General features: G+C 64.6%; 26 protein-coding genes and 2 pseudogenes. 12 read left to right on the top strand and 16 right to left on the bottom strand.

The window, feature by feature from the left end; genetic code table 11:
- The first annotated feature begins 22 nt into the window (after nt 1–22).
- The gene (locus ACVWZ4_RS06845; RefSeq protein ID WP_456701371.1) at nt 23–1606 is read left to right on the top strand and encodes a hypothetical protein; all 1584 of its coding nucleotides are present in this window, start codon (nt 23–25) and stop codon (nt 1604–1606) included.
- 72 nt (nt 1607–1678) lie between these two features.
- Here ACVWZ4_RS06845 and ACVWZ4_RS06840 read toward each other — a convergent pair whose 3' ends face one another.
- The 3 genes from ACVWZ4_RS06840 to ACVWZ4_RS06830 form a co-directional block, all read right to left on the bottom strand.
- The gene (locus ACVWZ4_RS06840; protein WP_456763478.1) at nt 1679–1975 is read right to left on the bottom strand and encodes a hypothetical protein; all 297 of its coding nucleotides are present in this window, start codon (nt 1973–1975) and stop codon (nt 1679–1681) included.
- A 256-nt stretch (nt 1976–2231) separates the two neighbouring features.
- Nucleotides 2232–2456, bottom strand: coding sequence for a hypothetical protein (locus ACVWZ4_RS06835; protein ID WP_456701373.1), 225 nt, complete (start codon nt 2454–2456; stop codon nt 2232–2234).
- A gap of 35 nt (nt 2457–2491) precedes the next feature.
- A complete protein-coding gene (locus ACVWZ4_RS06830) occupies nt 2492–2737 on the bottom strand; it encodes a hypothetical protein (protein ID WP_456701374.1) in 246 nt (81 codons plus the stop codon).
- A 146-nt stretch (nt 2738–2883) separates the two neighbouring features.
- On the opposite strand from ACVWZ4_RS06830, the gene ACVWZ4_RS06825 reads away from it, so the two are divergent.
- Complete coding sequence (locus tag ACVWZ4_RS06825) at nt 2884–3309, top strand: DUF5413 family protein (RefSeq protein ID WP_456701375.1); 426 nt, start codon at nt 2884–2886, stop codon at nt 3307–3309.
- Between the two features lie 59 nt (nt 3310–3368).
- Nucleotides 3369–3947: a DUF4112 domain-containing protein gene (locus ACVWZ4_RS06820; protein WP_456742187.1), complete on the top strand. Its 579-nt coding sequence runs from the start codon at nt 3369–3371 to the stop codon at nt 3945–3947.
- Between the two features lie 139 nt (nt 3948–4086).
- Here the strand turns inward: ACVWZ4_RS06820 and ACVWZ4_RS06815 are convergent, their stop codons facing one another.
- From ACVWZ4_RS06815 to napE, 8 genes and pseudogenes are all read right to left on the bottom strand, one after another.
- Nucleotides 4087–4380 (bottom strand): hypothetical protein, encoded by a 294-nt coding sequence (locus ACVWZ4_RS06815; protein WP_027532521.1) that lies wholly within the window; start codon nt 4378–4380, stop codon nt 4087–4089.
- A 212-nt stretch (nt 4381–4592) separates the two neighbouring features.
- The gene (locus ACVWZ4_RS06810) at nt 4593–4757 is read right to left on the bottom strand and encodes a DUF3309 family protein (protein WP_177243031.1); all 165 of its coding nucleotides are present in this window, start codon (nt 4755–4757) and stop codon (nt 4593–4595) included.
- Nucleotides 4758–4890: 133 nt separating this feature from the next.
- Nucleotides 4891–5310: a peptide-methionine (R)-S-oxide reductase MsrB gene (gene msrB, locus ACVWZ4_RS06805; protein ID WP_456701376.1), complete on the bottom strand. Its 420-nt coding sequence runs from the start codon at nt 5308–5310 to the stop codon at nt 4891–4893.
- A 32-nt stretch (nt 5311–5342) separates the two neighbouring features.
- Nucleotides 5343–6044: a peptide-methionine (S)-S-oxide reductase MsrA gene (gene msrA, locus ACVWZ4_RS06800; protein ID WP_456736197.1), complete on the bottom strand. Its 702-nt coding sequence runs from the start codon at nt 6042–6044 to the stop codon at nt 5343–5345.
- Between the two features lie 328 nt (nt 6045–6372).
- On the bottom strand, nt 6373–7488 hold the full coding sequence (locus ACVWZ4_RS06795) for an ATP-dependent DNA helicase (RefSeq protein ID WP_456701378.1): 1116 nt from the start codon (nt 7486–7488) through the stop codon (nt 6373–6375).
- An 88-nt stretch (nt 7489–7576) separates the two neighbouring features.
- Nucleotides 7577–8241 (bottom strand): annotated as a pseudogene (locus tag ACVWZ4_RS06790) (NapC/NirT family cytochrome c).
- 55 nt (nt 8242–8296) lie between these two features.
- A pseudogene (locus tag ACVWZ4_RS06785) lies at nt 8297–8455 on the bottom strand (chaperone NapD); the annotation flags it as partial.
- 25 nt (nt 8456–8480) lie between these two features.
- Nucleotides 8481–8666 (bottom strand): periplasmic nitrate reductase, NapE protein, encoded by a 186-nt coding sequence (napE, locus tag ACVWZ4_RS06780; RefSeq protein ID WP_456701383.1) that lies wholly within the window; start codon nt 8664–8666, stop codon nt 8481–8483.
- A 242-nt stretch (nt 8667–8908) separates the two neighbouring features.
- Here napE and ACVWZ4_RS06775 point away from each other — a divergent pair, with 242 nt between their 5' ends.
- The 9 genes from ACVWZ4_RS06775 to ACVWZ4_RS06735 all read left to right on the top strand — a co-directional run bounded on the left by ACVWZ4_RS06775 (nt 8909) and on the right by ACVWZ4_RS06735 (nt 18039).
- Entirely contained in the window at nt 8909–10114 is a 1206-nt protein-coding gene (locus ACVWZ4_RS06775) for an LLM class flavin-dependent oxidoreductase (RefSeq protein WP_456701384.1), read from the top strand.
- Nucleotides 10115–10389: 275 nt separating this feature from the next.
- On the top strand, nt 10390–11289 hold the full coding sequence (locus ACVWZ4_RS06770) for an NAD(P)/FAD-dependent oxidoreductase (protein ID WP_456701385.1): 900 nt from the start codon (nt 10390–10392) through the stop codon (nt 11287–11289).
- 289 nt (nt 11290–11578) lie between these two features.
- Nucleotides 11579–12625, top strand: coding sequence for a transglycosylase SLT domain-containing protein (locus ACVWZ4_RS06765; RefSeq protein WP_456736193.1), 1047 nt, complete (start codon nt 11579–11581; stop codon nt 12623–12625).
- A gap of 95 nt (nt 12626–12720) precedes the next feature.
- Complete coding sequence (locus ACVWZ4_RS06760) at nt 12721–13887, top strand: cytochrome P450 (protein WP_456739960.1); 1167 nt, start codon at nt 12721–12723, stop codon at nt 13885–13887.
- Nucleotides 13888–14357: 470 nt separating this feature from the next.
- Nucleotides 14358–15515, top strand: coding sequence for an FMNH2-dependent alkanesulfonate monooxygenase (gene ssuD / locus ACVWZ4_RS06755; RefSeq protein ID WP_456739959.1), 1158 nt, complete (start codon nt 14358–14360; stop codon nt 15513–15515).
- A complete protein-coding gene (locus ACVWZ4_RS06750) occupies nt 15512–16318 on the top strand; it encodes an ABC transporter permease subunit (protein WP_456739958.1) in 807 nt (268 codons plus the stop codon). The genes ssuD and ACVWZ4_RS06750 overlap by 4 nt, the downstream gene beginning before the upstream one ends.
- A 20-nt stretch (nt 16319–16338) precedes the next feature.
- A complete protein-coding gene (locus tag ACVWZ4_RS06745; RefSeq protein ID WP_456739957.1) occupies nt 16339–17187 on the top strand; it encodes an ATP-binding cassette domain-containing protein in 849 nt (282 codons plus the stop codon).
- Nucleotides 17188–17220: 33 nt separating this feature from the next.
- Nucleotides 17221–17799, top strand: a complete 579-nt coding sequence (locus ACVWZ4_RS06740; protein WP_456739956.1) for a flavin reductase family protein — start codon at nt 17221–17223, stop codon at nt 17797–17799.
- Nucleotides 17800–17883: 84 nt separating this feature from the next.
- Nucleotides 17884–18039: a hypothetical protein gene (locus ACVWZ4_RS06735; RefSeq protein WP_177243026.1), complete on the top strand. Its 156-nt coding sequence runs from the start codon at nt 17884–17886 to the stop codon at nt 18037–18039.
- Between the two features lie 110 nt (nt 18040–18149).
- Here ACVWZ4_RS06735 and ACVWZ4_RS06730 read toward each other — a convergent pair whose 3' ends face one another.
- The 5 genes from ACVWZ4_RS06730 to fliG form a co-directional block, all read right to left on the bottom strand.
- Nucleotides 18150–19298 carry a M20 family metallopeptidase gene (locus ACVWZ4_RS06730; protein ID WP_456739955.1) on the bottom strand — a complete coding sequence of 383 codons (1149 nt, stop codon included), beginning with the start codon at nt 19296–19298 and terminating at the stop codon, nt 18150–18152.
- Between the two features lie 258 nt (nt 19299–19556).
- Entirely contained in the window at nt 19557–20939 is a 1383-nt protein-coding gene (flbD, locus tag ACVWZ4_RS06725) for a sigma-54-dependent transcriptional regulator FlbD (RefSeq protein ID WP_456736188.1), read from the bottom strand.
- A gap of 54 nt (nt 20940–20993) precedes the next feature.
- On the bottom strand, nt 20994–21344 hold the full coding sequence (gene fliN, locus ACVWZ4_RS06720) for a flagellar motor switch protein FliN (protein WP_092239456.1): 351 nt from the start codon (nt 21342–21344) through the stop codon (nt 20994–20996).
- A gap of 3 nt (nt 21345–21347) precedes the next feature.
- Nucleotides 21348–21968 carry a FliH/SctL family protein gene (locus tag ACVWZ4_RS06715; protein ID WP_456739954.1) on the bottom strand — a complete coding sequence of 207 codons (621 nt, stop codon included), beginning with the start codon at nt 21966–21968 and terminating at the stop codon, nt 21348–21350.
- Nucleotides 21968–23062 carry a flagellar motor switch protein FliG gene (gene fliG / locus ACVWZ4_RS06710; RefSeq protein ID WP_456701395.1) on the bottom strand — a complete coding sequence of 365 codons (1095 nt, stop codon included), beginning with the start codon at nt 23060–23062 and terminating at the stop codon, nt 21968–21970. Before fliG ends, ACVWZ4_RS06715 begins: the two co-directional genes overlap by 1 nt.
- Nucleotides 23063–23070 lie beyond the last annotated feature (8 nt).

Genomic DNA, 23070 nt, shown 5'->3' with positions numbered 1-23070 from the left:
ACGCGGATATAGTTGAGTAGAAATGGCTGATTACTATCCGCTGATCGCCCGCGCTATTGCCGCCCTGGACCCTAACGCTCCCGGCGAAAGCCGGCGCGCGCTCTATGAGCGTGCGCGCACGGCCCTGATCGCCCAGTTGCGCAGCGTGCAGCCGCCGCTGTCCGAATCCGAGATCACCCGCGAGCGGCTGTCGCTGGAAGAGGCCGTCCGCAAGGTCGAATCCGAGGCCGCCCTGCGCGCCCGCGAGGCCTCGCGCCCGGGCGGCGGCGCCCGCAGTGGGGGCGGGAGCGGCGATGCGTTCCGCCGCGCCAGCGCCCGTGCCGCCGAGACCAACCCGTCCGCACCCCCTCAGCCGTCCGCGCCGCCGCGGGCCCGAACTGCGGCGCCGCGCAACGACCGTCCGCCGCTCGGCAGCGACGACCAGGGCGAGGCTCCGCGTCCGCCGCGCGCTCCGCGTTTCGATGCGCCACGCCAGCCGTCTCCGCCGGAACCGCCGGCCGGGCGCGATCGCTCGCCTCCGCGCCGTCCACAGGACGGCGGACCGCCTCCGCTGCCGCCGGCACCGGGCGTGCGCGGGTTCCGCGACATCACGGCCGACGTCAACGATCTCGGCGGAGCCGCCGCGCAGGCCAATCGCGCGGCGCGCCGGACCTACGCCAACGTGCCCTCGCCCACGCCGGAATTCGACCGGCTGGAGCCGAGCCTGGAAAATCGCGCCGCCGAGCCCGATGCGCCCTATTCCTATGACGAGTCGATGGAGGAGGCCGAACGCTACACGCCGCCGTCGCCGCGTCCGCGCATCGCGCCCAATCAGGACGCCAAGAAGCGCGCCGGCAGAGGCTCCGTGTTCCCGTTCAAGAGCGCGATCGCCATCGGCATCGTGCTGATCCTGGTCGGCGCCGGTATCCTTTGGGGCAAACAGCTGGTCCAGACCGCGACCAATATGTTCAAGTCGTCCCCTACCCAGGTGGTGGAGGCGCCGAAGGATAGTTCGCAGCCGCAGAGCAAGCCCAAGATTCCGGATCGCGTCGGCCAGCCCTCGGCCAGCGACCAGCCTGCCGCGCCGGTGGCGCAGAAGGTCGTGCTCTATGACGAGGATCCGTCCGACCCGAAGGGCAAGCAATATGTCGGCTCGGTGGTGTGGCGGCTCGAACCGATCAAGGCGTCGGGCAACCAGAAGGCCGACGTCGCCGTGCGTGCCGACATCGAGATCCCCGAGCGCAAGTTCAAGATGACGATGTCGTTCCGTCGCAACACCGACTCGTCGCTGCCGGCGAGCCACACGGCCGAGCTGACCTTCATCCTGCCGCCGGACTTTCCTGGCGGCAGCGTCTCCAACGTGCCGGGCATCCTGATGAAGTCGAATGAGCAGGCGCGCGGCACGCCGCTCGCGGGCCTCGCGGTCAAGGTCACCGACGGTTTCTTCCTCGTCGGCCTCTCCAACGTCGATGCCGACCGTGCCCGCAACGTCCAGCTCCTGAAGGAGCGTTCGTGGTTCGATGTGCCGCTGGTCTACGCCAACCAGCGCCGCGCCATCATCGCGATCGAGAAGGGCGCCCCCGGCGAGCGCGCCTTCAACGACGCCTTCGCCCAGTGGGGTGACTGAGGCTTCTCACCTCCCCCAGGGGAGAGGTGAGACCTCCAGCGGGCAGCTGCTGCTACCTGAAATTTGCCGGCCTTACTCCGCGGCCGCCTCCCGCTTGCGGGCTGCGGTGGCGGCTGCGTGCTCGCGGTCCATCACGGCGCGGCAGCCGGGGCTGAGCTGGGCCTTTTTATGCACCATGCAGGCGGTGATGCGCCGGATGTCAGGGATTTCATAGGAGCATAGCCGCATCGCATCGCCCGAGCACATCTGCTGCGCTTCGGACGAGAAGGCGAGGCTGGGTGATGCCTGAAGGGTGAGGGCGGTGGCGGCGACGGCCAACAGCGAAGCTGTGGTCTTGAGTGGCGAAGCGATGGTCTGGTTGCGTGTCATGAAGGATGCGTCCCCGAGTTCCGTGGATTGAACCACTTGGTTTTGGGGCGCCGCACGCGGCTTGAAATGTCGCATGTCACAGCCTTCACGCCGGGGACTCCAGCCCCCGCATGTGGTCGCTCGATTTCTTGATGTTCGAATCGAAAAGTGCTGCGCCGCCCGAGCGAAGTATGCGCCAAAGTCGCGAAGCTTCAATGGGAGGCGCGAAGGAATTCGCAGATGTTGCGCGTCCGTCACGCAATATGGGGTTACGCGCTCAGGTCGATTGATCGGACGATGCGCTCGTCGGTCCGTCGCTCGCCGCGAGGGCGGCGTGCTCCTCGACAGCCGTGATCCCCTTGGCGGTCAGTTCGAACAGGTCGCCATCCTTCGTCACGTAGCCGTCCGCGATCAGCTCGCCGACCTTGCCGTTCCGATCGTCGGCGAAGGCGACGGACTGGCTGATGTCCCTGAGGATCGAAAGCTGTTCCTCCCGCAACATCACGTCGTTCTCCGTTCGCCCGGGTCGGCGGACCCTCACATGCCGTGGCTCTCGAACACCTTGCTGCAGGATCGCGACAGCTTCGCACGATGGGCCTGCAGGCAGCCTTGCACTGCACCGTCATTGCCGAGATCCTTGCGGCACAGCCGCGAGGCATCACGCGAGCAGGCATTCTGTTCCTGCGGTGAGCCCATATGGCCTTGGGCGAGCACGGGCGTGTTCGACAGGCCGCCGAGGGCCGAGAGCGTGATCGTCGCCAGCAACAACAATTTACGAGGCATCGGCGGCTCCAGATCTGACGGTGAATTTCAAGGTCCTGTCTGAACTCGTCGCCTTGCCACTTGTTCCTCCTTCGAGCCGCGGTAACCCGCTATCCAAGGTTCCCGGCGCGCTGCTATAAAATCCGTCGGCGGATGAGGAGTCCTCGATGAAACGCTATCTGGTGTTTGCGCTCGTTGGTCCGTTCGTGGGCGGATTCCTGCTGCTGCTGACGACGACCTACCAGTCCGGCTACTGGACGCAGACGAGTCTCGACGAGGTCGGCAAGCTGTTCGCCGTGTTCTTCAAGAGCCTGCAATACAGCTATCTGTTCGGCTTGCTGCCCTCGCTGATGATCGGCGCGGTCGACGACATCCTGATCCACGTCAGGCGGGTCCGGCCGGGGCTGCGGATGCTGCTGGTCGGCCTGTTCGCTTTCATCCTGGCTGCGTTCACCTATGGCTCGCGCGGGCCGGATTCCGGCGCGGTGCAGTTCATCCTGTACGGCCTGGTCGGTTTCGTGCCGTCGGTGCTGTCATCCTGGATCGTGCATCACTATGTCGAGGAGCCGCAACCGGCAGCGGCGGCAAGCTGAGCGCGACTTCCTGACGCGACGCAGCAACCTCTGCTGCGTCACTGCGTTCTCCAATGGCCATGACCATGCCTGATGACGACATTCTCGCACCGCGCAAGCCCCGTTCCGGGACGCATCCGCGCGCCGACTTCTCGGGCCGCCAGACGCGCGCGCCGATCATCGACCAGGAGGGCCATGAGATCCGCCCCGAGACCCTGGAGCAGGGGTTTCGCGAATTTCGTTTCGAGTTCGGGGAAGGATCTGGCCGAGGATTTAGCCAAGGATTCGGCAACGCCAATCCATTCGGCAATCTGACGCGCGAGCAGCGGATCGCGCGGTTCGAGGCGATCGCAAAGCTGCTCGACGTCGCGTTCGTCCTGCCCGGCACCAATATCCGCTACGGCATCGACGGGCTGATCGGTCTGATCCCTGTCGTCGGCGACATCATCAGCACCGCGATCTCGCTGTGGCTCGTGCGTGAGGCCCGCGCGCTTGGCGCGCCCTGGTACATCACCGCGCGCATGCTGGGCAATGTCGCAGTCGACGGCGTTGTCGGGATCGTGCCCTTCGCCGGCGACGCCTTCGACGTCATGTTCCGCGCCAATATGCGCAACGTCCGCCTGCTGCGCCGCTGGCTCGACAAGCAGCCCCGGATGTAGGGCTCCTTGCTTCCTCGGCCTTCCTTCTCTCGTGTCCGGGGCACGAGAGTCTTGGTCTTGCTTCTGAACCAAAACGCAAAAAGCGCGATGACCTTTCAGCCATCGCGCTGTCCGCGCACATCGGGGTTTTTCGGAAAATTTACGCCGCGTCGGCGTCGGTCTCGGCCACCGGCTCCGGCTTGCGGTGGCGCGGCAGCGGGAATGCCTCGCTCTCATACAGCGAGCGGATGCCGTTCTGGTCGAAACGGGCTTCCTCGACCTGGAGATAGGCGCCATTCAGCGAATCCGTCGGCAGCTGCTCCATCGCGAACTGCACGGCCTCGGCAGCAGTGCCGAACCGGCGATAGGTGAAGCCCGCGCGCTTCTTCTTGCGGATGGCAGCGGGGAAGAGCTCGGCGGAAGTGTTGAAGTTGAACGGACGCAGTGGACGCATGGTCAAAGACCTCGTGATCTTGTCTGGGGCTTTAAGCGCGTGGGGTTTGGGAGGGCGGAGGCTGCAGTCAAGCGGGCCCGCCGCATGTCATTTTCGTCCTCTAATATAGGCCGTTTTGACAAAAATGCGACCCCTGCGATGCGAGATGATGAATCCACGCATGGCAGCTCCGCAGAGCAAAAAAATCGAGCGATTTCAGTAGTTTATATGGTTTATATCTTCCCAAGAAGCACCAGGACGAGCAGCACCGCCAGAATGACGCCGCCGATCCCCATGCCGGAATGGCCCATGCCGTAGCCATATCCGCCGATCCGGCCGGACCAGCCGCCCAAGAGATAGATGATCACCAGGATGATCAGGATGGTCCCGAGTGTCACGGTGTCCTCCTTGGCGCCCTCCTTTGCATCCTTCCCGGCGGCCGCCCGAAAGCGCTCATCGGCTGCACCGCCGGACGAGAAAAGCATATCGCGCGGCCGGGTTCCATCGGGGCAACCCGGCGGCGCGCAACCTTTATTTCGGCTCGAGCTTCAGCGCCGCTGAATTGATGCAGTAGCGCAGGCCGGTCGGTCCCGGTCCATCGGGGAAGACATGGCCAAGATGACCGCTGCATTTGGAGCAGAGCACCTCGGTGCGGATCATGCCGTGCGTCGTATCCCGCTCCTCGTCGATATGGCTCTCGACGGCAGGCGCGGTGAAGCTTGGCCAGCCGCAGCCGGAATCGAACTTCGCGTCGGATTCGAACAGCACGTTGCCGCAGCCGGCGCAGACATAGGTGCCGGCACGGTGGTCGTGCTCATACTCGCCGGAGAAGGGGCGTTCGGTCGCCTTCTCGCGCAGCACCGCGTACTGCATCGGCGACAATTCGCGCCGCCACTGCTCTTCGCTCTTGATGACCTTGTCGTCGGTGGTTTTCATCTTGGTGTCGGGCATGGGTCTCCCGTTTTGTCTGGTGATCTCTGGGATCAATTGGTGGCCTTGCTGGCATTCACCAGCGTCGGCTTCTCAATGTAGTTATCCGCGAACAGCTTTTTCAGGTTCTCGACCTTCGGGATGTCGTTGTAGGCGATGTAGGGCTGGGTCGGGTGCAGCGTCAGATAGTCCTGGTGATAGGCCTCGGCCGGGTAGAACGCCTCCAGCGCGCCGACCTTCGTCACGATCGGCTTGCTGAAGACCTTGGCGCCGTTGAGCTGGGCGATATAGGCCTCCGCGACCTTCTTCTGCTCGTCCGAGGTGGTGAAGATCGCCGAGCGATATTGCGTGCCGGTGTCGGGCCCCTGGCGGTTGAGCTGGGTCGGGTCGTGCGCCACCGAGAAGTAGATCTGCAGGATCTTGCCGTAAGAGATCTTCTTCGGATCAAACTTGATCTCGACCGACTCGGCATGACCGGTCCGGCCGGTCGAGACCGTCTCGTAGTCGGCCGTCGCCTTGCTGCCGCCGGCATAGCCGGACACGGCGTTGACGACACCGGCGGTGTGCTGGAACACGCCCTGCACGCCCCAGAAGCAGCCGCCGGCGACCACCGCGGTCTGGACGCCGCTTGCCGAGGTTGCGTCCAGTGCAGGGGCGGGAATGACCACGGCGTCTTCCGCGGCCCGGGTCGGTGCGGCGAAGGCCAGCGTCAAGGCGGTGGTGGCGGCGAGCAGGGACAGGACGGAGCGGCGCATGGCGGATCCTCTTTCGGAAGGCCTGACAGTTTAGGGCGGTTGGGGGCGGGCGAACAGCCTGCCTGGCGTTTTCAGACACCTGGAGATACGGGCCGACCCGGCGAATGTTACGACACGAGTCCGTGAAAAAAGCCGCTGCCGCCGGTCCGGCTTGGCGACACTGGGAACTCCGGGGTACCTGACAGCATGCTGCGCATGGTCTCCCTGATATCGGCCACCTTGTCGCCGGCGTCGCGATGGCCGAGCCCGAACCGCAAGCCGGCGACGACCTGGCCATTTGATCGCGCCGGATTTTGATTTCGTGGCGGGGAAGTAGGGGATTTCCGCTCTAGACGACGATACTCAACCTTCTCGCCGCGCGCGTGATGCCCGTGTACAGCCACCGCGCTCGCGAGTCCTGAAACGCAAAGCTCTCGTCGAACAGCACGACGTCGTCCCATTGCGAGCCCTGCGACTTGTGCACGGTCAGCACGTAGCCGTAATCGAATTCATCGTAGGGCTTGCGCTGCTCCCAGGCGATCTGCTCGATGCCGCCCTCGAAGCAGTCGGCGCGCACCGAGACTTTCGTGACCTTGTGGCCAAAGTCTTCATCGGGCGACAGCCGCATGGAGAGGATGCGCGACTTCGAGCGCGAGGTGTTGCGCGACTTCACGCGCCACAGTCCGCCGTTGAACAGGCCTTTCTTGCGGTTGTTGCGCAGGCACACCAGCTTGTCGCCGGCGACAGGGAAGACATCCTCGATGTTCTGGCGCTGCCGCACCCGCATGTTGTAGGCGCGTCGCGTGTTGTTGCGGCCGACCAGCACCTGGTCGGCGCCCATGACGCGATCAGGATCGAGCTCTTTGCGCGATACGACCTCGCTCTCGCCGTAGCGGCCGATGTCGAGCTCGCGGCCCTCGCGCACGTCCATCGACATCCGAACGATCGGATCGTCCTGCGCCTGGCGGTGCACCTCGGTCAGCATCGCATCGGGCTCGGTGTTGGTGAAGAATCCACCGCCCTGGATCGGCGGCAGCTGCGCGGGATCGCCCAGCACCAGCAGCGGGCAATCGAACGACATCAGGTCGCGGCCCAGCTCGGCATCGACCATCGAACATTCGTCGATCACGATCAGCTTGGCCTTGGAGGCGGGCGCGTCGTCCCACAATTCGAAGCTCGGCTGCTCCTCGCCGGACTCGCGGGCGCGGTAGATCAGCGAGTGGATGGTGGAAGCCTCGTCGCAACCCTTGTTGCGCATGACCAGCGCGGCCTTGCCGGTGAAGGCGGCAAATTTCACCTCGCCATCGACGCCCTCGGCGATATGCCGCGCAAGCGTGGTCTTGCCGGTGCCGGCAAAGCCGAACAGGCGGAAAATCGGCGGCGTGCCGTTGCGGCCGGGCTTGGCCTTGAGCCAGTCGCCAACGGCCTTGAGCGCGGCATCCTGATGCGGAGAGAAGTTTGTCATGTCTGTCTTGAGGAGGGGCGAAACGATGCGATTCGCATCCCCCAAAACTAACCATTCGCCCCGCCGGTTCAAGCGGCCCGGATCGGTCCTACTGCCAGCCCGGAACGCCACGCATGTCGGGCAAATGGTGCGCGATGCCCTTGTGGCAGTCGATGCAGGTCTTCTCGCCCGTGAACAGGAAGCGCTGATGCGCCACCGAGGCCCGCGGCGACTGCTTGGTGATGTCCATGGAATCGGCGCTGTGGCAGTTGCGGCATTCCAGGGAATCATTGGCCTTGAAGCGCGCCCATTCATGCGCGGCGAGCTCGAGCCGATGATCGAGGAATTTCTCGCGGGTGTCGATCGTGCCGAAGATCTTGCCCCAGACCTCCTTGGAGGCCTGCATCTTGCGCGCGATCTTGTCGGTCCAGTTGTGCGGCACATGGCAATCCGGGCAGGTCGCGCGCACGCCGGAGCGGTTGGTGAAGTGGATGGTCGATTTCAGCTCGGCGAAGACATTGTCCTTCATCTCGTGACAGCTGGTGCAAATTTTTCGGTGTTGGTCAGTTCCAGCGCGGTGTTGAAGCCACCCCAGAAGATCACGCCGGCGGCGAAGCCCGCCAGCACGAGCGTGCCGAGCGCGAACACGGTGCTCGGCCGCGACAGCACGCTCCACAGCTCGAGCGCGAAATCCCAGGCTCGCGCGATGAAGCCGCGCTTGGGCCCCAGCTTTTCCTTCAGTTTTTCATTGGGCTCGTCGGCGGTCGTCGTCATCGCCGGCCACCCGGGCTTGCGCGCGACAGCAGCGTGTCGATGTCGACGAAGTCGTCGGCAGCGCGCTGATCTCGGCCTCGACTTCGGTGAGGCGCTCGGGGCGGGCCTGCACGATGATGCTGGCGATCTCGTAACCCGGAGGGCCGACGACGCGGTCGGCGCTGAGCACCCGGCCTGTGATCAATGCGCGGCGGTTGAGTGTGGCTGGAGTCATGACGCCTGTCTTTCGCTTCGCGGGATCAATGCGGGGCGCTCGGCGGACCGGGAGGACCGGCGAACATCTGGTAGATCCAGACGCCCAAGCCGTAAGAGCCGACGGTTCCGACCGCGAGGACGGGCATCACGACCGCGGTCAGGAACAGGAACGCAAAAATCTCCATGCGCTTGCGGCGTACGCGCGGGGTCGTGTCGTCAGGGCCCGACATATTCGGTCTCTTCGAAATGGTCTGGGGAATCGGGACGGCATCCGGGCCGCTGCCTTGCCGCACATTAAATGCAGCAGACCGGCTGACGCGTTGATCTGGATCAATCGTCCAGGTTGTCATGATGGCTGCCGCTCGGCACACGGCGCCTTTCTCCCGCATGGCGGAATTGTGGCCGCGTGGACAGTGGCGTCCGGCGCATTAAGATGCCCGCGACGAGAAACGAACAAGCGGGGAGTGGCGCCATGAAGTTCGGCATCTTCTACGAGCTGCAGTTGCCGCGGCCCTGGGTCGCCGGCGACGAACTCGCCCTTTACCAGAATGCGCTCTCGCAGATGGAACTCGCAGACCGTCTCGGCTACGACCACGCCTGGGTCGTCGAACATCACTTCCTCGAGGAATATTCGCATTCGCCCTCGCCGGAATCCTTCCTCGCCGCCGCGAGCCAGCGCACCAAAAACATCCGGCTCGGCCACGGCATCCTCCAGCTCACGACCAACCATCCCGCGCGCGTCGCCGAGCGTGTCGCGGTGCTCGATCTGCTCTCCAACGGCCGCTGCGAATTCGGCATGGGCGAGAGCGCCTCGATCACCGAGCTGACGCCGTTCGGCCGGGACATGGAAACCAAGAAGGAAGTGTTCGAGGAGGCCGTCGCCGCGATCTTCCCGATGTTCAAGGACGCGGGAAGCGAGCATCACGGCAAATATTTCGACATCCCCTTGCGCAATGTCGTGCCGAAGCCGGTGCAGAAGCCGCATCCGCCGCTGTGGATGGCCTGCTCGCAGCTGCCGACCATCGAGCGGGCGGGTCGCCACGGTTTCGGCGCGCTCGGCTTCCAGTTCGTCAGCGCCGATGCCGCCCATGCCTGGGTGCATGCCTACTACAACGCAATGACGAAGCGGCTCACCAAGCTCGCCGATTACGAGATCAATCCGAACATGGCGCTGGTGTCGTTCTTCATGTGCGCCAGGACGGATGAAGAGGCGCGTGCGCGTGCCGACGGCGCCACCTTCTTCCAGTTCGCGCTGCGTTTCTACGGCGCCTCGCAGAACCGCCAGCGTCCCGCGCCCTACACCGTCAACATGTGGGACGAATACAACAAATGGAAGCGCGACAATCCGGAGGCGCAGGAGGCGGCCTTGCGCGGTGGTCTGATCGGCTCGCCCGAAACGATCCGCAGGAAGCTGAAGCGCTTTCAATCGTCGCATATCGACCAGGTCATCCTGCTCAATCAAGCGGGCAAGAACAGCCACGAGCACATCTGCGAATCGCTGGAGCTGTTCGGCCGCGAGGTGATGCCGGAGTTCCAGAACGATCCCGACCAGGCGGCCTGGAAGAGAAGCGTGATGAGCGGCGAGATCGAGCTGGAAGAGATCGACACCGACGCCTTTACCGACCGCTACGGCAAGCTCGCGATCAACGTTGCGCCGGTGAAGGCCGCGGCGGGGTAGGGCGCTTCCGCTGCGCCGACATGGGGGCCACAGGCTCGGAAGCGCACCGTGTCACGCTGCGCTGCTGCGTCGACCCAGGGTCTCGGGGAGCCGCCCCGTCATTGCTGACTTCCAGCCAAATCCCCTTGCCTGAACTAGGCTCCTTCGACGTCCGCGACCTCGCAGACGGCCCTTCGGTCACACCTGGTCCGAGGAACGAGCAAAGCGCTGAACGTTTGATAGCGAGGTGAGCGCGGCCTTGGCGTCGTGAGCCCTAGCCCGGAACTAAGGTGCCCATGACGCCCTCTTGCAAACCAGACGTTCTCGATTGCCTCGTCATCGGAGGCGGGCCGGCCGGGCTGACAGCCGCGCTTTATCTGGCGCGCTACAACAGGTCCGTCACGGTCTTCGATGCCGGCCGCAGCCGGGCGGAATGGATACCGAGGAGCCGCAACTACCCCGGATTTCCCTCAGGCGTCTCCGGCCATGAACTCCTGGTTTTGCTGAGGAAGCAGGCTTCCTCCTACAGCATCTCCCTCATCAATGCCCGCGTGGACGGTCTCGACCGGAACGGCGAGTTCTTCGAGGCCAGCTTCGAGGGTGGCACGGCAAGGGCGCGGACCGTTCTGCTGGCCACGGGCATCGTCGATCTCGAGCCGGCGATCGAAGGGCACGACGAAGCGGTGCATCTGGGACTGATCCGCTATTGCCCCGTTTGCGACGGGTTCGAGGCTGCCGACAAGCGCATCGGCGTTTATGGTGCCGGCAGCGGCGCCGTGAACAAGGCCAAGTTCCTGCGTAGCTACTCGCGCGAAGTTGCTTTCGTGCCTTCGGCTGACGACGCTCTCGATGAGCATGATCTGCGCGCATCAGGGATCAAGCTGGTCTGCGCTGGTTCCGGATTGCGCATCGAACAGCGGGGCATCGTCGTCTCTTGCGACGACGGCGACGTTGCGGTTGACGTTCTTTATCCGGCGCTCGGCTGCAAGGCGGGCTCGATCCTCGCAACCCGGCTCGGGGCGCAGAGCAATGATGCGGGATGTCTCGACGTCGACGCGCATCAGCAGACGACTGTGCCGGGCATCTATGCGGCAGGCGATGTCGTGTCGGACCTGCACCAGATTGCGGTCGGGACCGGTCACGCGGCCATCGCAGCCACTCACATTCACAAGACGTTGCCGCCGAATCCGCGCTGAGGCGCACCTCGCCGCTCGCGGGAAGATCGAACATCGAAAGCCCCAACCCGGCTCGGCATCGCCCCGCAGAACTGAGCCGGCCTGTTGGCCCATCCGTACGTCCTGAACCTAAGGAGGTGGGAGATGGGGCCGGGAGACCCAAGGCGGGACATGTCCGATGATTGGGGAGCCCGAAAGCGTTCTCACGTTCACCACATTTAAACCATAAGGTTCTACGAAGAGGACTCAACCACAGGCCGCAGGACATGCGAATAGCCTTCATACAGAAGCCATCCGTGGACTTCGGGCAATGAAGGTTTGGCAGACCGGCTGCATCATGGCTGTTATCGCATCCGTGGGACTTTATCTGGCCGGCGGAAACAGACCGGCCGCGACAGTGCCTGAAGTCATGCCGGAAGCGGCAGCGAACGTGACGGCTCCCGCGAGCATGGCGGCCCCGGCGGAGATGGTGACGCCTGCGTTGTACGCCGAGGCATCGCAAAGACTTGCAGCAGCGCTTCGGGCAGAAAGAGCAGAGCTTGGCTCGGTGACCCCGGCTGGTTCAACGCCGTCGAGCGCCGGAGCCGAAAGCGCCGATAATGCCGTCGCGCCGAAATTGGCGTCGCTGGGACAGGATATCGTCCAGCCGCTGCCGGCAGCACGCGATGGATCCGACGCTGCTCCGAAACCGGCGTCGACGCAGGATTTCCGTTATCTGATCTACTACGTCTGGTCCGAACTACCGCCCGCCGAGAAGCCGGCGGAGATCGTGTTGCGTGCGTTCAAGGACATTCCGGTCGGAACGCCCGCCGAAGAGATCAAGCGCGCTTCCGACGCGTTTGGTCTCGACGTCAATTTCATGATGGCGGTTGCCAAGATCGAATCCGGCTTCAACCCCAATCAACGCACCGGCTCGTATATCGGCCTGTTTCAGCTGAGCCAATACGAGTTCGGGAAGTTCGGCTTCGGGCAGATTCGCAGCCCGCGGGACAACGCCGTTGCTGCCGCCTACAAGATCATTACCGAAGGCATCCAGTTCGAGTGGATCACGCACCGGAAGCCGGACATGAGCGATCTTTACCTGATCCATCAGCAGGGCTGGGAAGGCGCCGCTGAGCACATCAGCCGGCCCGCTCGCACCGCCTGGAAATCGATGTGCGCCACCAGCGAAGGCAAGGAGAAGGGCGAGAGGTGGTGCAAGCGTGCGATCTGGGGCAACGCACTTCCGGCATTCAAGCGCACCTGGAAATCGGTGGACAACGTGACTTCAGAGGCGTTCGTCGGCATGTGGCGCAGCCGGGTCGCCGAATTCTACACGAAATACGTGGCGACCGCCGCTGCGGCGACAAACCAGTAATTTCGTCGTGACTGTCGTCAGTCCCGATCGCCAGGGACAGACGCGGGCGGCTGAGTTCGCTAATCTCGCCCCAAAGCCATCCAGGGGAGACCGCCTTGAGCACTGCGCCGCGCATCGACATCGACCCCGTCGCGTTCTGGGCCGACCCCTATCCGATGCTTGCGAAAATGCGCAAGGAAGCGCCGATCGCGTTCGTGCCGCAGCTCGGCTCGACGCTTTTGACCGGCCGAGACGATATCTCGATTTCAGAGAAGCAAGTCGATGTGTTCTCCTCGCATCAGCCGGCCGGCCTGATGAACCGGCTGATGGGCCACAACATGATGCGCAAGGACGGCGAGGCGCATCAGGTCGAGCGGCGCGCGATGTTTCCGGCGGTGTCGCCCAAGACGGTGAAGGCGGACTGGACCGCGCTGTTCCAGGCCCATGCCGACCGCATCATCGATGCGATCGCGCCTGGGCGCATCGACCTCATGCACGACTTCGCGCTGCCGTTTTCAGGCGAATGCCTGAAGTCGATCACCGGCCTCACCAATATCGGCTTTGCCGACATGGATGCCTGGTCGCAGGCCATGATCGAGGGCATCGCCAATTACGGCGGCGATGCCGCGGTCGAGGCGCGCTGCCGCGCCGCGACATCGGCAATCGATGCCGCGATCGACGATATCCTGCCGGTGACGCGCAAACATCCCGACCAGAGCATCCTTGGCGTTCTCCTCGCCTCCGGCATGCCGATGGAGAGCGTGCGCGCGAATGTCAAGCTCGCGATCTCGGGCGGCCAGAACGAACCGCGCAAGGCGATCGCCGGCACGGTGTGGGCGTTGCTGACGCATCCCGCGCAGCTCGATCTCGTGCGCGAGGGCGAGGTGACATGGCTGCAGGCGTTCGAAGAGTACGCCCGCTGGATTTCGCCGATCGGCATGTCGCCGCGGCGCATCGCAAAGCCGTGGATCATCCGCGACATTTCGTTCGAGCTCGACGAGCGCGTGTTCCTGATGTTCGGCTCCGCCAACCGCGACGAGAAGCATTTCGAGCGCGCCGACGAATTCGACGTGCGGCGTGATACCTCGAAGAGCGTCGCCTTCGGCGCCGGACCGCATTTCTGCGCCGGTGCCTGGGCGTCGCGCGCGATGATCGCGGACGTCGCGCTGCCGACGCTGTTCGCGCGCGCCAGGCAGATCGAGCTCGCCGATGACGAGCCGGTGCGGATCGGCGGCTGGGCGTTCCGCGGCCTGCAGAATCTGCCGGTGACATGGCTGCAATAGTCGGGCAGCGCCTTCCAGCTGCACGCCTCCACAATGCCATCCTACTCCTGTTTTGCCCGACGGGTCAAATTCATTTCGGATAATTCGTAAGTGATCGTCGTCGGACGGCCGGCTACTGTGCATGGGGTTGTTTTCGCATTTTCGCTCCGCGCCACGCGTCTGAGGTCAAGAGCGCGCGGTCTTCACATCCGCGTGCAGAAAAATTCCATCCTCATTCGCTTCGCCCTTTGAAAGATTAATCATGCGCGTCGCCGCACGCGCAGTGCTGGCATCGCTATTTTTCCCGATGTCTCGACAGCTCCGAAAGGGCGCACCATCATTCCCGCAAGGTGATCTGATCCTGCCACAATCTCCCCGTTCATGGAGGCCCCACATGAGACGCATCGCTCAACGCGTTATCGCAGCCATCGCGCAGTCGATCGGCATTGTCGCTGCCGCCGTCGGCACGACCTACGGCTAGGAGCCTGTCCATGAGCAAGAGCAATATCCTCTGGTTCCTGCCGACGCACGGCGATGGCCGCTATCTCGGCACCGGCATCGGCGGCCGCGAAGTCAACTTCAACTATCTGCGCCAGGTCGCGCAGGCGGCCGATCAGCTCGGCTATTACGGCGTGCTGTTGCCGACCGGGCGCTCCTGCGAAGATTCCTGGATCGTCGCCTCTTCAGTGGCGCCGTTCACCGAGCGGCTGCGCTATCTCGTCGCCGTCCGCCCCGGCCTGCAATCGCCGACCGTTGCCGCGCGCATGACTGCGACGCTCGATCGCGTCACCAATGGTCGATTACTCGTCAACGTCGTCACCGGCGGCGATCCCGTCGAGAACAGGGGCGACGGCATCTTCCTTGGTCATGACGAGCGCTACGAGGTCACCCGCGAGTTCCTCAACGTCTACAGCGGACTGCTCGCGGGCAATACCGTCAATGTCGCGGGCAAGCACATCCGCATCGAGGACGGCAAGCTGTTGTTCCATCCCCTGCAGTCACCGCGGCCGCCACTCTATTTCGGCGGTTCGTCGGATGCCGGCATCGACGTTGCCGTCGACGCCGTCGACAAATATCTCACCTGGGGCGAGCCGCCGGCACTGGTCGCCGAGAAGGTCGCGAAGGTCCGGGACATCGCGGCCGCGCGTGGCCGCAGGCTCTCCTTCGGCATCAGGCTCCACGTGATCGTGCGCGAGACCAACGAAGAGGCCTGGCGCGCGGCGGACGAGCTGATCAAGCATGTCAGCGACGACACCATCGCGGCCGCGCAGAAGAATTTCGCGCGGATGGACTCGGTCGGTCAGCAGCGCATGGCGCAGCTTCATGGCGGCAAACGCGACAAGCTCGAGATCGCGCCGAACCTGTGGGCCGGCGTCGGCCTTGTGCGCGGGGGCGCCGGCACGGCGCTGGTCGGGGATGCCGAGACCGTGGCCGCCCGCATCAGGGAGTATCAGGACATCGGTATCGATACCTTCATCCTGTCGGGCTACCCGCACCTGGAGGAAGCCTATCGGTTCGCCGAGCTGGTCTTCCCGCTGCTCTCGCTGGAGCAACCGAGCAACGTGACTAGGTTGCACTTCAACGGCGGTCCCTTCGGCGAAACGGTCGGCAGCGATTACCGCCCTCAGCATCGGGTGTCGCAATCATGAGCCTCATCGCCAGCGATTCTCGCCCGCGCAATTTCCGCCTGCCCGGGATCGACGGCGTGGTCCAGTGGATCGTGCCGCTTGCGATCATCGTGCTCTGGCAAATGGCGAGCGTCACCGGCTTGGTGCCGGTGCGCGTCTTGCCGGCACCAAGCGATGTTGCGCTCGCCGGCTGGAAGCTGCTGCTGTCGGGTGAGCTAGGCCGCAACATCTGGGTCTCGTTTTGGCGCGCCTCTATCGGCTTCCTGATCGGCGGCGGCATCGGCTTCGCTTTCGGGCTCGCCAACGGCCTGTCGCAGCTCTCGGCGAAGCTCACCGACACCACGCTGCAGATGGTACGCAACGTGCCGCACCTGGCGCTGATCCCGCTGGTCATCCTGTGGTTCGGCATCGACGAGAGCGCCAAGCTGTTTCTCGTCGCACTCGGCGTGTTCTTCCCGATCTATCTCAACACGCTGCACGGCATCCGCACCGTCGATCCACAACTGATCGAGATGGGGCGCGTCTACGGCATGACCGACAGCGAGCTTTTCCGCCGCGTGATCTTCCCGGGCGCGCTGCCGTCGATCTTCGTCGGCATCCGTTTCGCGCTCGGCATCATGTGGCTGACGCTGATCGTCGCCGAGACCATCGCGGCGTCCTCGGGCCTCGGCTACATGGCGATGCAGGCGCGCGAGTTCATGCTGATCGACGTCGTCGTGCTCTCGATCCTGATCTACGCCCTGCTCGGCAAGCTCGCCGACAGCGCCTCCCGTGTGCTGGAGCGGGCGACGCTCGCCTGGCATCCCGGCTTCCAGAGAAATTGAGCAGAAATATTGGGACTCACATGCAGACAGCGTTTCGTACGATCCTTCCCGAGACCGAGCTCGCCATTGCTGCCAAATTCGCGCCTCACGCCCGCGTGGCGCGCGAGGAGCGGCAAGAAGAACGCCGAGTTCAGGCAAGCGGCCTGCCGCTGAGCATCCGGGGCTTGCGCAAATCCTTCGGCAACAACGAGGTGCTGCGCGGCATCGATCTGCACATCCCGGCGGGCCAATTCGTCGCGATCGTCGGCAAGAGCGGCTGCGGCAAGAGCACGCTGCTGCGCCTCATCGCCGGCCTGGAGAAGATCGACGCCGGCAGCATCAGTTTTGGCGCCGACGTGCGGGCCGCAGACATCCGCGTGATGTTCCAGGAGCCGCGGCTGCTGCCCTGGGCACGCGTGCTCTCCAATGTCGAGGTCGGTCTCGGCCGCGATCGCGCCTCCGATGACGCGCAGTCGCGCGCGGAGAAGGCGCTCACCGAGGTGGGGCTCGTCGACAAGCGCGAGCAGTGGCCATCAGTGCTGTCGGGCGGCCAGAAGCAGCGCGTCGCGCTCGCGCGCGCGCTGGTCTCCCGTCCGCGCGTGCTTGCTTTCGACGAGCCGCTCGGCGCGCTGGATGCACTTACCCGCATCTCGATGCAGCGGCTTCTGGAGCGCGTCTGGCGCGAACAGGGCTTTACGGCGATCCTGGTGACCCACGATGTCTGCGAAGCCGTCGCGCTGGCCGACCGGGTGCTGGTGATCGAGGAGGGCCGGATCGCCCACGACGTCATGGTTAATGCCAGCAGGCCGAGGGTGCGGGGTTCGGCCGAGCTCGCAGGTCTCGAAGGCTCGATCCTGAGCCACCTTTTGTCCGCGGATGATCGTACCTAGATAGAGGGGGAAGCCCCACTTGGGCAGCATGCCATGAATGTAGTCCCTCGCGAGCTCATGACCGAAATCCCCTCGTCCGCCGATTTCCGCGGCGCCATGCGCCGCCTCACCGGCGGCGTCAGCGTCATCACGGCCGGGCGGGGCAAGGACATCACGGGCATGACGGTCACCTCGGTGACCTCGCTCTCGATTGATCCGCCGACGCTGCTGGTCAGCATCAATCGCGATGCCTCGTCCTTCCCGCTGATCCGCCGCTACGGCGCCTTCGGCGTGAACATCCTCGCCGCCGATCAGCTCGATGTCGCCGAGCGCTTCGCGGGGAAGGGTGGCCTGAAGGGTGCGGATCGATTTGCAGGCAGCCAATGGATCACGGCCGTTTCCGGCGTGCCGCTGCTGGTCGGCGCATTGTCATCGGTCGATTGCGAGGTCGAGGACATCATCGAGCGACATTCGCACGGCATCGTCATCGGTCGCGTCAGGATTATCAAGAACTCGGTGCGCAGCGCCGCGCTCGCTTATTGGCACGGCCAGTATGTGGCGGTGGATCAGGACGAGGACGTCGCGAGGCTCGCCGAGGTCAGCGTTCCCGCACGCAGCCGCCGCGGCGTTTGATCGCCGCGCTCAGGCTGGTCTTTTCTTCCCCATCGCTCTAGAACCGCCCCTGAGCTTTCCCGCGGGAAGCAATGGAGCGGAAAGATGAAGCGCGTCGGGACCTGGGCTTTCTATGCCGTCGGCGCGCTGGCGATCGTCTATCTCGCGCTCTATGCCTATGCGATGTTCCGCGGCCAGCCGTTCGTGCCCGGCGATCCCATCCACATTTTCCGGAAGCCGGACGCGCCGAGTTATTCGTAGGGTCTATCCTCGTCATGGCCGGGCTTGACCCGGCCGTCCACGCGCAACCGCGATTGGAGAGAGACATGGATGCCCGGGACAAGCCCGGGCATGACGGAGTGCAGGGCTGACTATCCCTTCAAAATCGCGAGCGCCAGCGCCTGGGCGCGCGGCACGATGCTGTCAAGCTCGAGATATTCCTCCGGCGAATGCGCAAGCCCGCCCACCGGTCCGACTCCGCAGATGGTCGGCGTTCCCACCGCGGCGGTGAAGCCGGAATCGGCGCAGCCGCCGGAGAATTCGCCTTGCAGCGTGGTGAGGCCGGCCTGCCTGGCCGCGGCCTGATAAGTCTCGAACAGCGCCTTCGAGCTCTCGCTCTGCACGACCGGCACGAACTCGCCCCTGATCGTCAGCGTCGCGCTGGTGCCCGGCACGTAAGGCGTCGCGATGATCCTGTCGATCTCGGCCATGACGGTGGCGCGATCCTTCGGATCGACATAGCGCATGTCGATCTGGCCCTCCGCGTAAGGCGCGGTCGTGTTGACCGACTGGCCGCCCGAGATCAGGCCGACATTGAGCGTGATACCCTTGGTGAGGTCGGTCAGCGCATGGATCTGGATGATCTTGTGTGCGAGCTCGCCGATCGCACTGATGCCCGCGGCGAAATTGGCACCGGAATGCGCCGCCTTGCCGCTGACGGCCATATGCATGAAGATCCCGCCCTTGCGGCTGGTGACGACGTTACCCGTCGGGCGGCCCGGCTCGGAATTGAACACGGCGCGTGCAGAGCGCCCCTCGCGTTCGATCACCGGCCGCGACGAGGGCGATCCGATCTCCTCGTCCGAGGTGATCAGCAGCTTGATCGGATGCGGGTTGCCGCCGAATTTGTGGAAGGCGGTGGCGACGAAGACGTTCATCACGACGCCGGCCTTCATGTCGGCGACGCCGGGCCCGTAGGCGCGCTTGTCGTGAATCGTGAACGGGCGGCGTCCGGCCTCGCCCTTGGAGAAGACGGTGTCGCGATGCCCCATCAACAGTACCGGCTTCTCGTTGCTGCCGGGTTTTGCTACCTCGGCATGGATGGCATCGCCGAAACGATCGTGGCTCTCGCGTCGGAACGGAATGCCGTGCTCGGAGAAATGCTGCTCGAACCGCGCACCGACCGCATCGACGCCTTCCTTGTCATAGGAGCCGGAATCGATGTTCACGACGTCGCGTAGCAGATCGATCATGGCCTGCCGCTGCGATGCCAGCCATTCCGTGATTTGAGCCTCAGACATGTGTTTCCTCGCGTGGGTTCTCGCGAGCGGTTATAGGGCCGGGTGTCGTCATGGCCTAGTCACGTAACGCGCTCCCGTTATGCGGCAAGCTCTCCCAACCCTTCATTGCGAGCGCAGCGAAGCAATCCAGAGCGTAGCTGCGGTGGCAGTCTGGATTGCTTCGCTGCGCTCGCAGAGGTTGGCAGCGTGGCCTCCGAAACAAAAATGCCCGGGACTGAGCCCGGGCATTCGCATTCTCTCGATCAATATGACAGCCGATTACGCCCCCATCGGTATCCGCGGATACTCGCCCGGCGCGCCCGCCGGGGTGATCGGAATGCCGCCGTCGGCATATTCGTTGAGCTTGTTGCGCAGCGTGCGGATCGAGATGCCCAGGATGTTGGCGGCATGGGTCCGGTTGCCGAGGCAGTGTTTGAGCGTCTCCAGGATCAGGTCGCGCTCGACGTCGGCGACGGTGCGCCCGACGAGCGCGCGCGTTACCTGTTCGGCGGCCATGGTGGCATGCGCCACCGCCGGTGCCGTCCTGGCGAGGTCGAGGCGGTCGCCGTCAGGCGTCAGGATCGCATCGGGTCCGATCTCGTCGCCCTGCGCCATCAGCACGGAGCGGTGCATGGTGTTTTCGAGCTCGCGGACGTTGCCCTGCCAGCGGTTGGCGGAGAGCACGCGTTTGGCCTCACTCGAGATGGGGCGCATCGGCACGCCGTTGGCCTCGGCATATTTCCTCACGAAATGCTGGGCCAGTTCCATGACGTCGGCGGGCCGCTCGCGCAGCGGCGGGATCTTCAGGTTGACGACGTTGAGCCGGAACAGCAGGTCCTCGCGGAACGTACCTTCGCGCACGGCATCCGCCAGATTGCGGTTCGAGGTCGCGATGATCCGAATGTCGACCGGCACCGGCCTGGTGCCGCCGACGCGGTCGATCACCCGCTCCTGGATGGCACGCAAGAGCTTCGACTGCAGGCGCACATCCATCTCGGAGATTTCGTCCAGCAGCAGCGTGCCGCCGGTCGCCTCCTCGAACTTGCCGATGCGGCGGGCGATCGCGCCGGTGAAGGCACCCTTCTCATGGCCGAACAGCTCGGATTCCAGAAGGTGCTCGGGGATGGCGGCGCAGTTGATCGAGATGAAAGGCCGCTTGGCGCGCGCCGAACGAGCGTGGACATAGCGGGCCAGCACTTCCTTACCCGTTCCGGATTCGCCGGTGATCATCACCGAGGCGTCGGAACCTGCGATCTGCTGGGCGAGCTTGATGACCCGCGCCATGGCTTCGTCGCGATAGACCAGCTCGCGAGAATCATTGGCGACGGCCGCCAGCACGGCTGCGATCAGCTCCGGCTCCGGCGGCAGCGGGATATACTCCTTTGCGCCGGCGTGGATCGCGGCGACCGCCGCGCGGGCGTCGTTGGTGATGCCGCAGGCGACGATCGGCGCGTGGATGTGCTCGGCCTCGAGCCGCATGACGAGGTCCCGGATATCGAGGGCGACGTCGACCAGCAGGAGGTCGGCGCCCTTGCCGCCGCGCAACACGCGCATCGCCTGCTCGTGATCCTCGGCGTGGGTCACGGTGGCGCCGTTCTCCATCGCTATCTTGGTGGCGGTGGTGAGCTGGCCCTTCAATGTGCCAACGATGAGAAGCCGCATGTCAGTCTCCTGTCCGTCTGTTCGCGCTGCCGCGCGTCATTCTTTATGCGTGCCTTAGCCGCGTTCGGTCCTGATGATTTCCGTCATGGTGACGCCGAGCTTGTCCTCGACCAGCACGACCTCGCCGCGAGCGACGAGCTTGTTGTTGACGTAGATGTCGATGGCCTCGCCGACGCGGCGGTCGAGCTCGAGCACGGTGCCGGGTCCGAGCTTCAGCAGCTCGCCGACATCCATCTTGGAGCGGCCGAGCACGGCCGAAACCTGCACCGGCACGTCGAAGACCGCTTCCAGGTCGGCGGCGACGCGCGAGGCATATTCGTCCTCGTTGTAGCCGACGTCGGCGCCGGCAGGCGGCAGCGGTCCGTTGAGGTCGGGCAGCGGGACCTGTCCGTCATTGTCGCTCATGGCTTAACTCCCCCTGCGGGACGCGATATAGCGTCCGACCATCTCGTCGATCCTGGCCGCGATGGCGCTGCGCTCCAGCACGACGCCGCCGTCGGCCCATTCGATCCGGCAGTCGCCGGCGGCAATTTCGGGTTCGGCCAGGATCACCAGCCGTCCTTCGAAACCGCTCTGCTTGGCAAGCCGCTCGATCTTCTCGCGCGCGCTGTCGTAGAGCGCGTCGTTGATGCGGACGACGAGATGCGGCGTCGCCACCAGATGCGAAAAACAGTCCTTGACCAGCGCCATGATCTCGCCGAGCGGCTCGGCGGCGATGAGGTCGGCGCACAGCTTGCGGGCGACGGCGATGGCGACCTCGACCGCCTCGGTCTCCATCTTGGTTTCGATGTTGCCGATGCCGGACGCGACGCCCCTGATGCCGATACTGATCTCTTCCATCGCGAGGGCGACGCGGCGGTCGCTCTCGGCCTTGGCCTCGCGCTGGCCTGCGGCAAAGCCGTCCTGATAGGCACGGGCTTCGGCTTCCGCGACCTTCTGCGCGATCTCGGCCGCCGTCGTGGCCTTCTCGCGCGTCCGGTCGGGCGCGGCGAAGTCGGTATCGAACAGGAATTTGGCCGGAGCGCCCATCAATACACCAGTTCGTCGTCAGCGCGGTTCTTGGTCAGCATGATCTCGCCCTTGGCGGCGAGATCCTTGGCGAGGTTGACGAGCAGCGCCTGGGCCTCATCGACGTCGCGCAGGCGCACGGGGCCCATCGCCGCCATGTCGTCCTGCAGCATCTTGGCCGCGCGGGAGGACATGTTGCCGAAGAAGAAGCTGCGGACATCCTCGTTGGCGCTCTTCAGCGCCACGCCGAGCTTGTCCTTGTCGACGTTGCGCATCAGCGTCTGGGCCGATCCGGAATCGAGCTTCACGAGATCGTCGAAGGTGAACATCAGCGCCTTGATGCGCTCGGCCGATTCCCGGTTGTCCTCTTCGAGCGAGGTGATGAAGCGGGTTTCGGTCTGACGGTCGAAATTGTTGAAGATTTCCGCCATCACCTCGTGGGCGTCGCGGCGGCGGGTCTGCGACAGGTTCGACATGAATTCGGTGCGCAGCGTCTTCTCCACGCTCTCGATCACCTCCTTCTGCACCGCCTCCATCTTCAGCATGCGGTTGACGACATCGAGCGCGAGGTCCTCGGGGAAGATGCCGAGCACGCGGGCGGCATGTTCCGGCTTCAGCTTCGACAGCACCACCGCGATGGTCTGCGGATATTCGTTCTTGAGGTAGTTGGCGAGAACCTCTTCCTGCACGTTGGAGAGCTTCTCCCACATGTTGCGCCCCGCAGGGCCGCGGATCTCGTCCATGATGCCGTTGACTCGCTCCGGCGGCAGGTATTGCTGCAGTAGCCGCTCGGTGGCGTCGAAATTGCCCATCAGCGCGCCGGAAGCCGACATGCGCGAGACGAATTCGAGCAGCATGTCCTCGACCGTGTCGACCTCGACGGTGCCGAGCGTCGACATTTCCAGCGAGAGCTGCCGCACCTCGTCGTCGTCGAGCAGCGACCAGATCTTGCCGCCATATTGCTCACCCAGCGCCAGCATCAGGATCGCGGCGCGGCGCGGGCCGGTCAGTTGCTCGGCCCCCTTGCCGTTGGCGCGGTTGCCGGCTCGCTGGCCGAGCGTTGAGATCACGCTGGTGATGTCGTTCGAGTTGGCGTTTTGCAGGGATGCGGCCATGTCAGTTC

Source organism: Bradyrhizobium sp. USDA 4472, from assembly GCF_054058595.1.
This window is presented reverse-complemented; position numbering and strand designations above follow the sequence as displayed.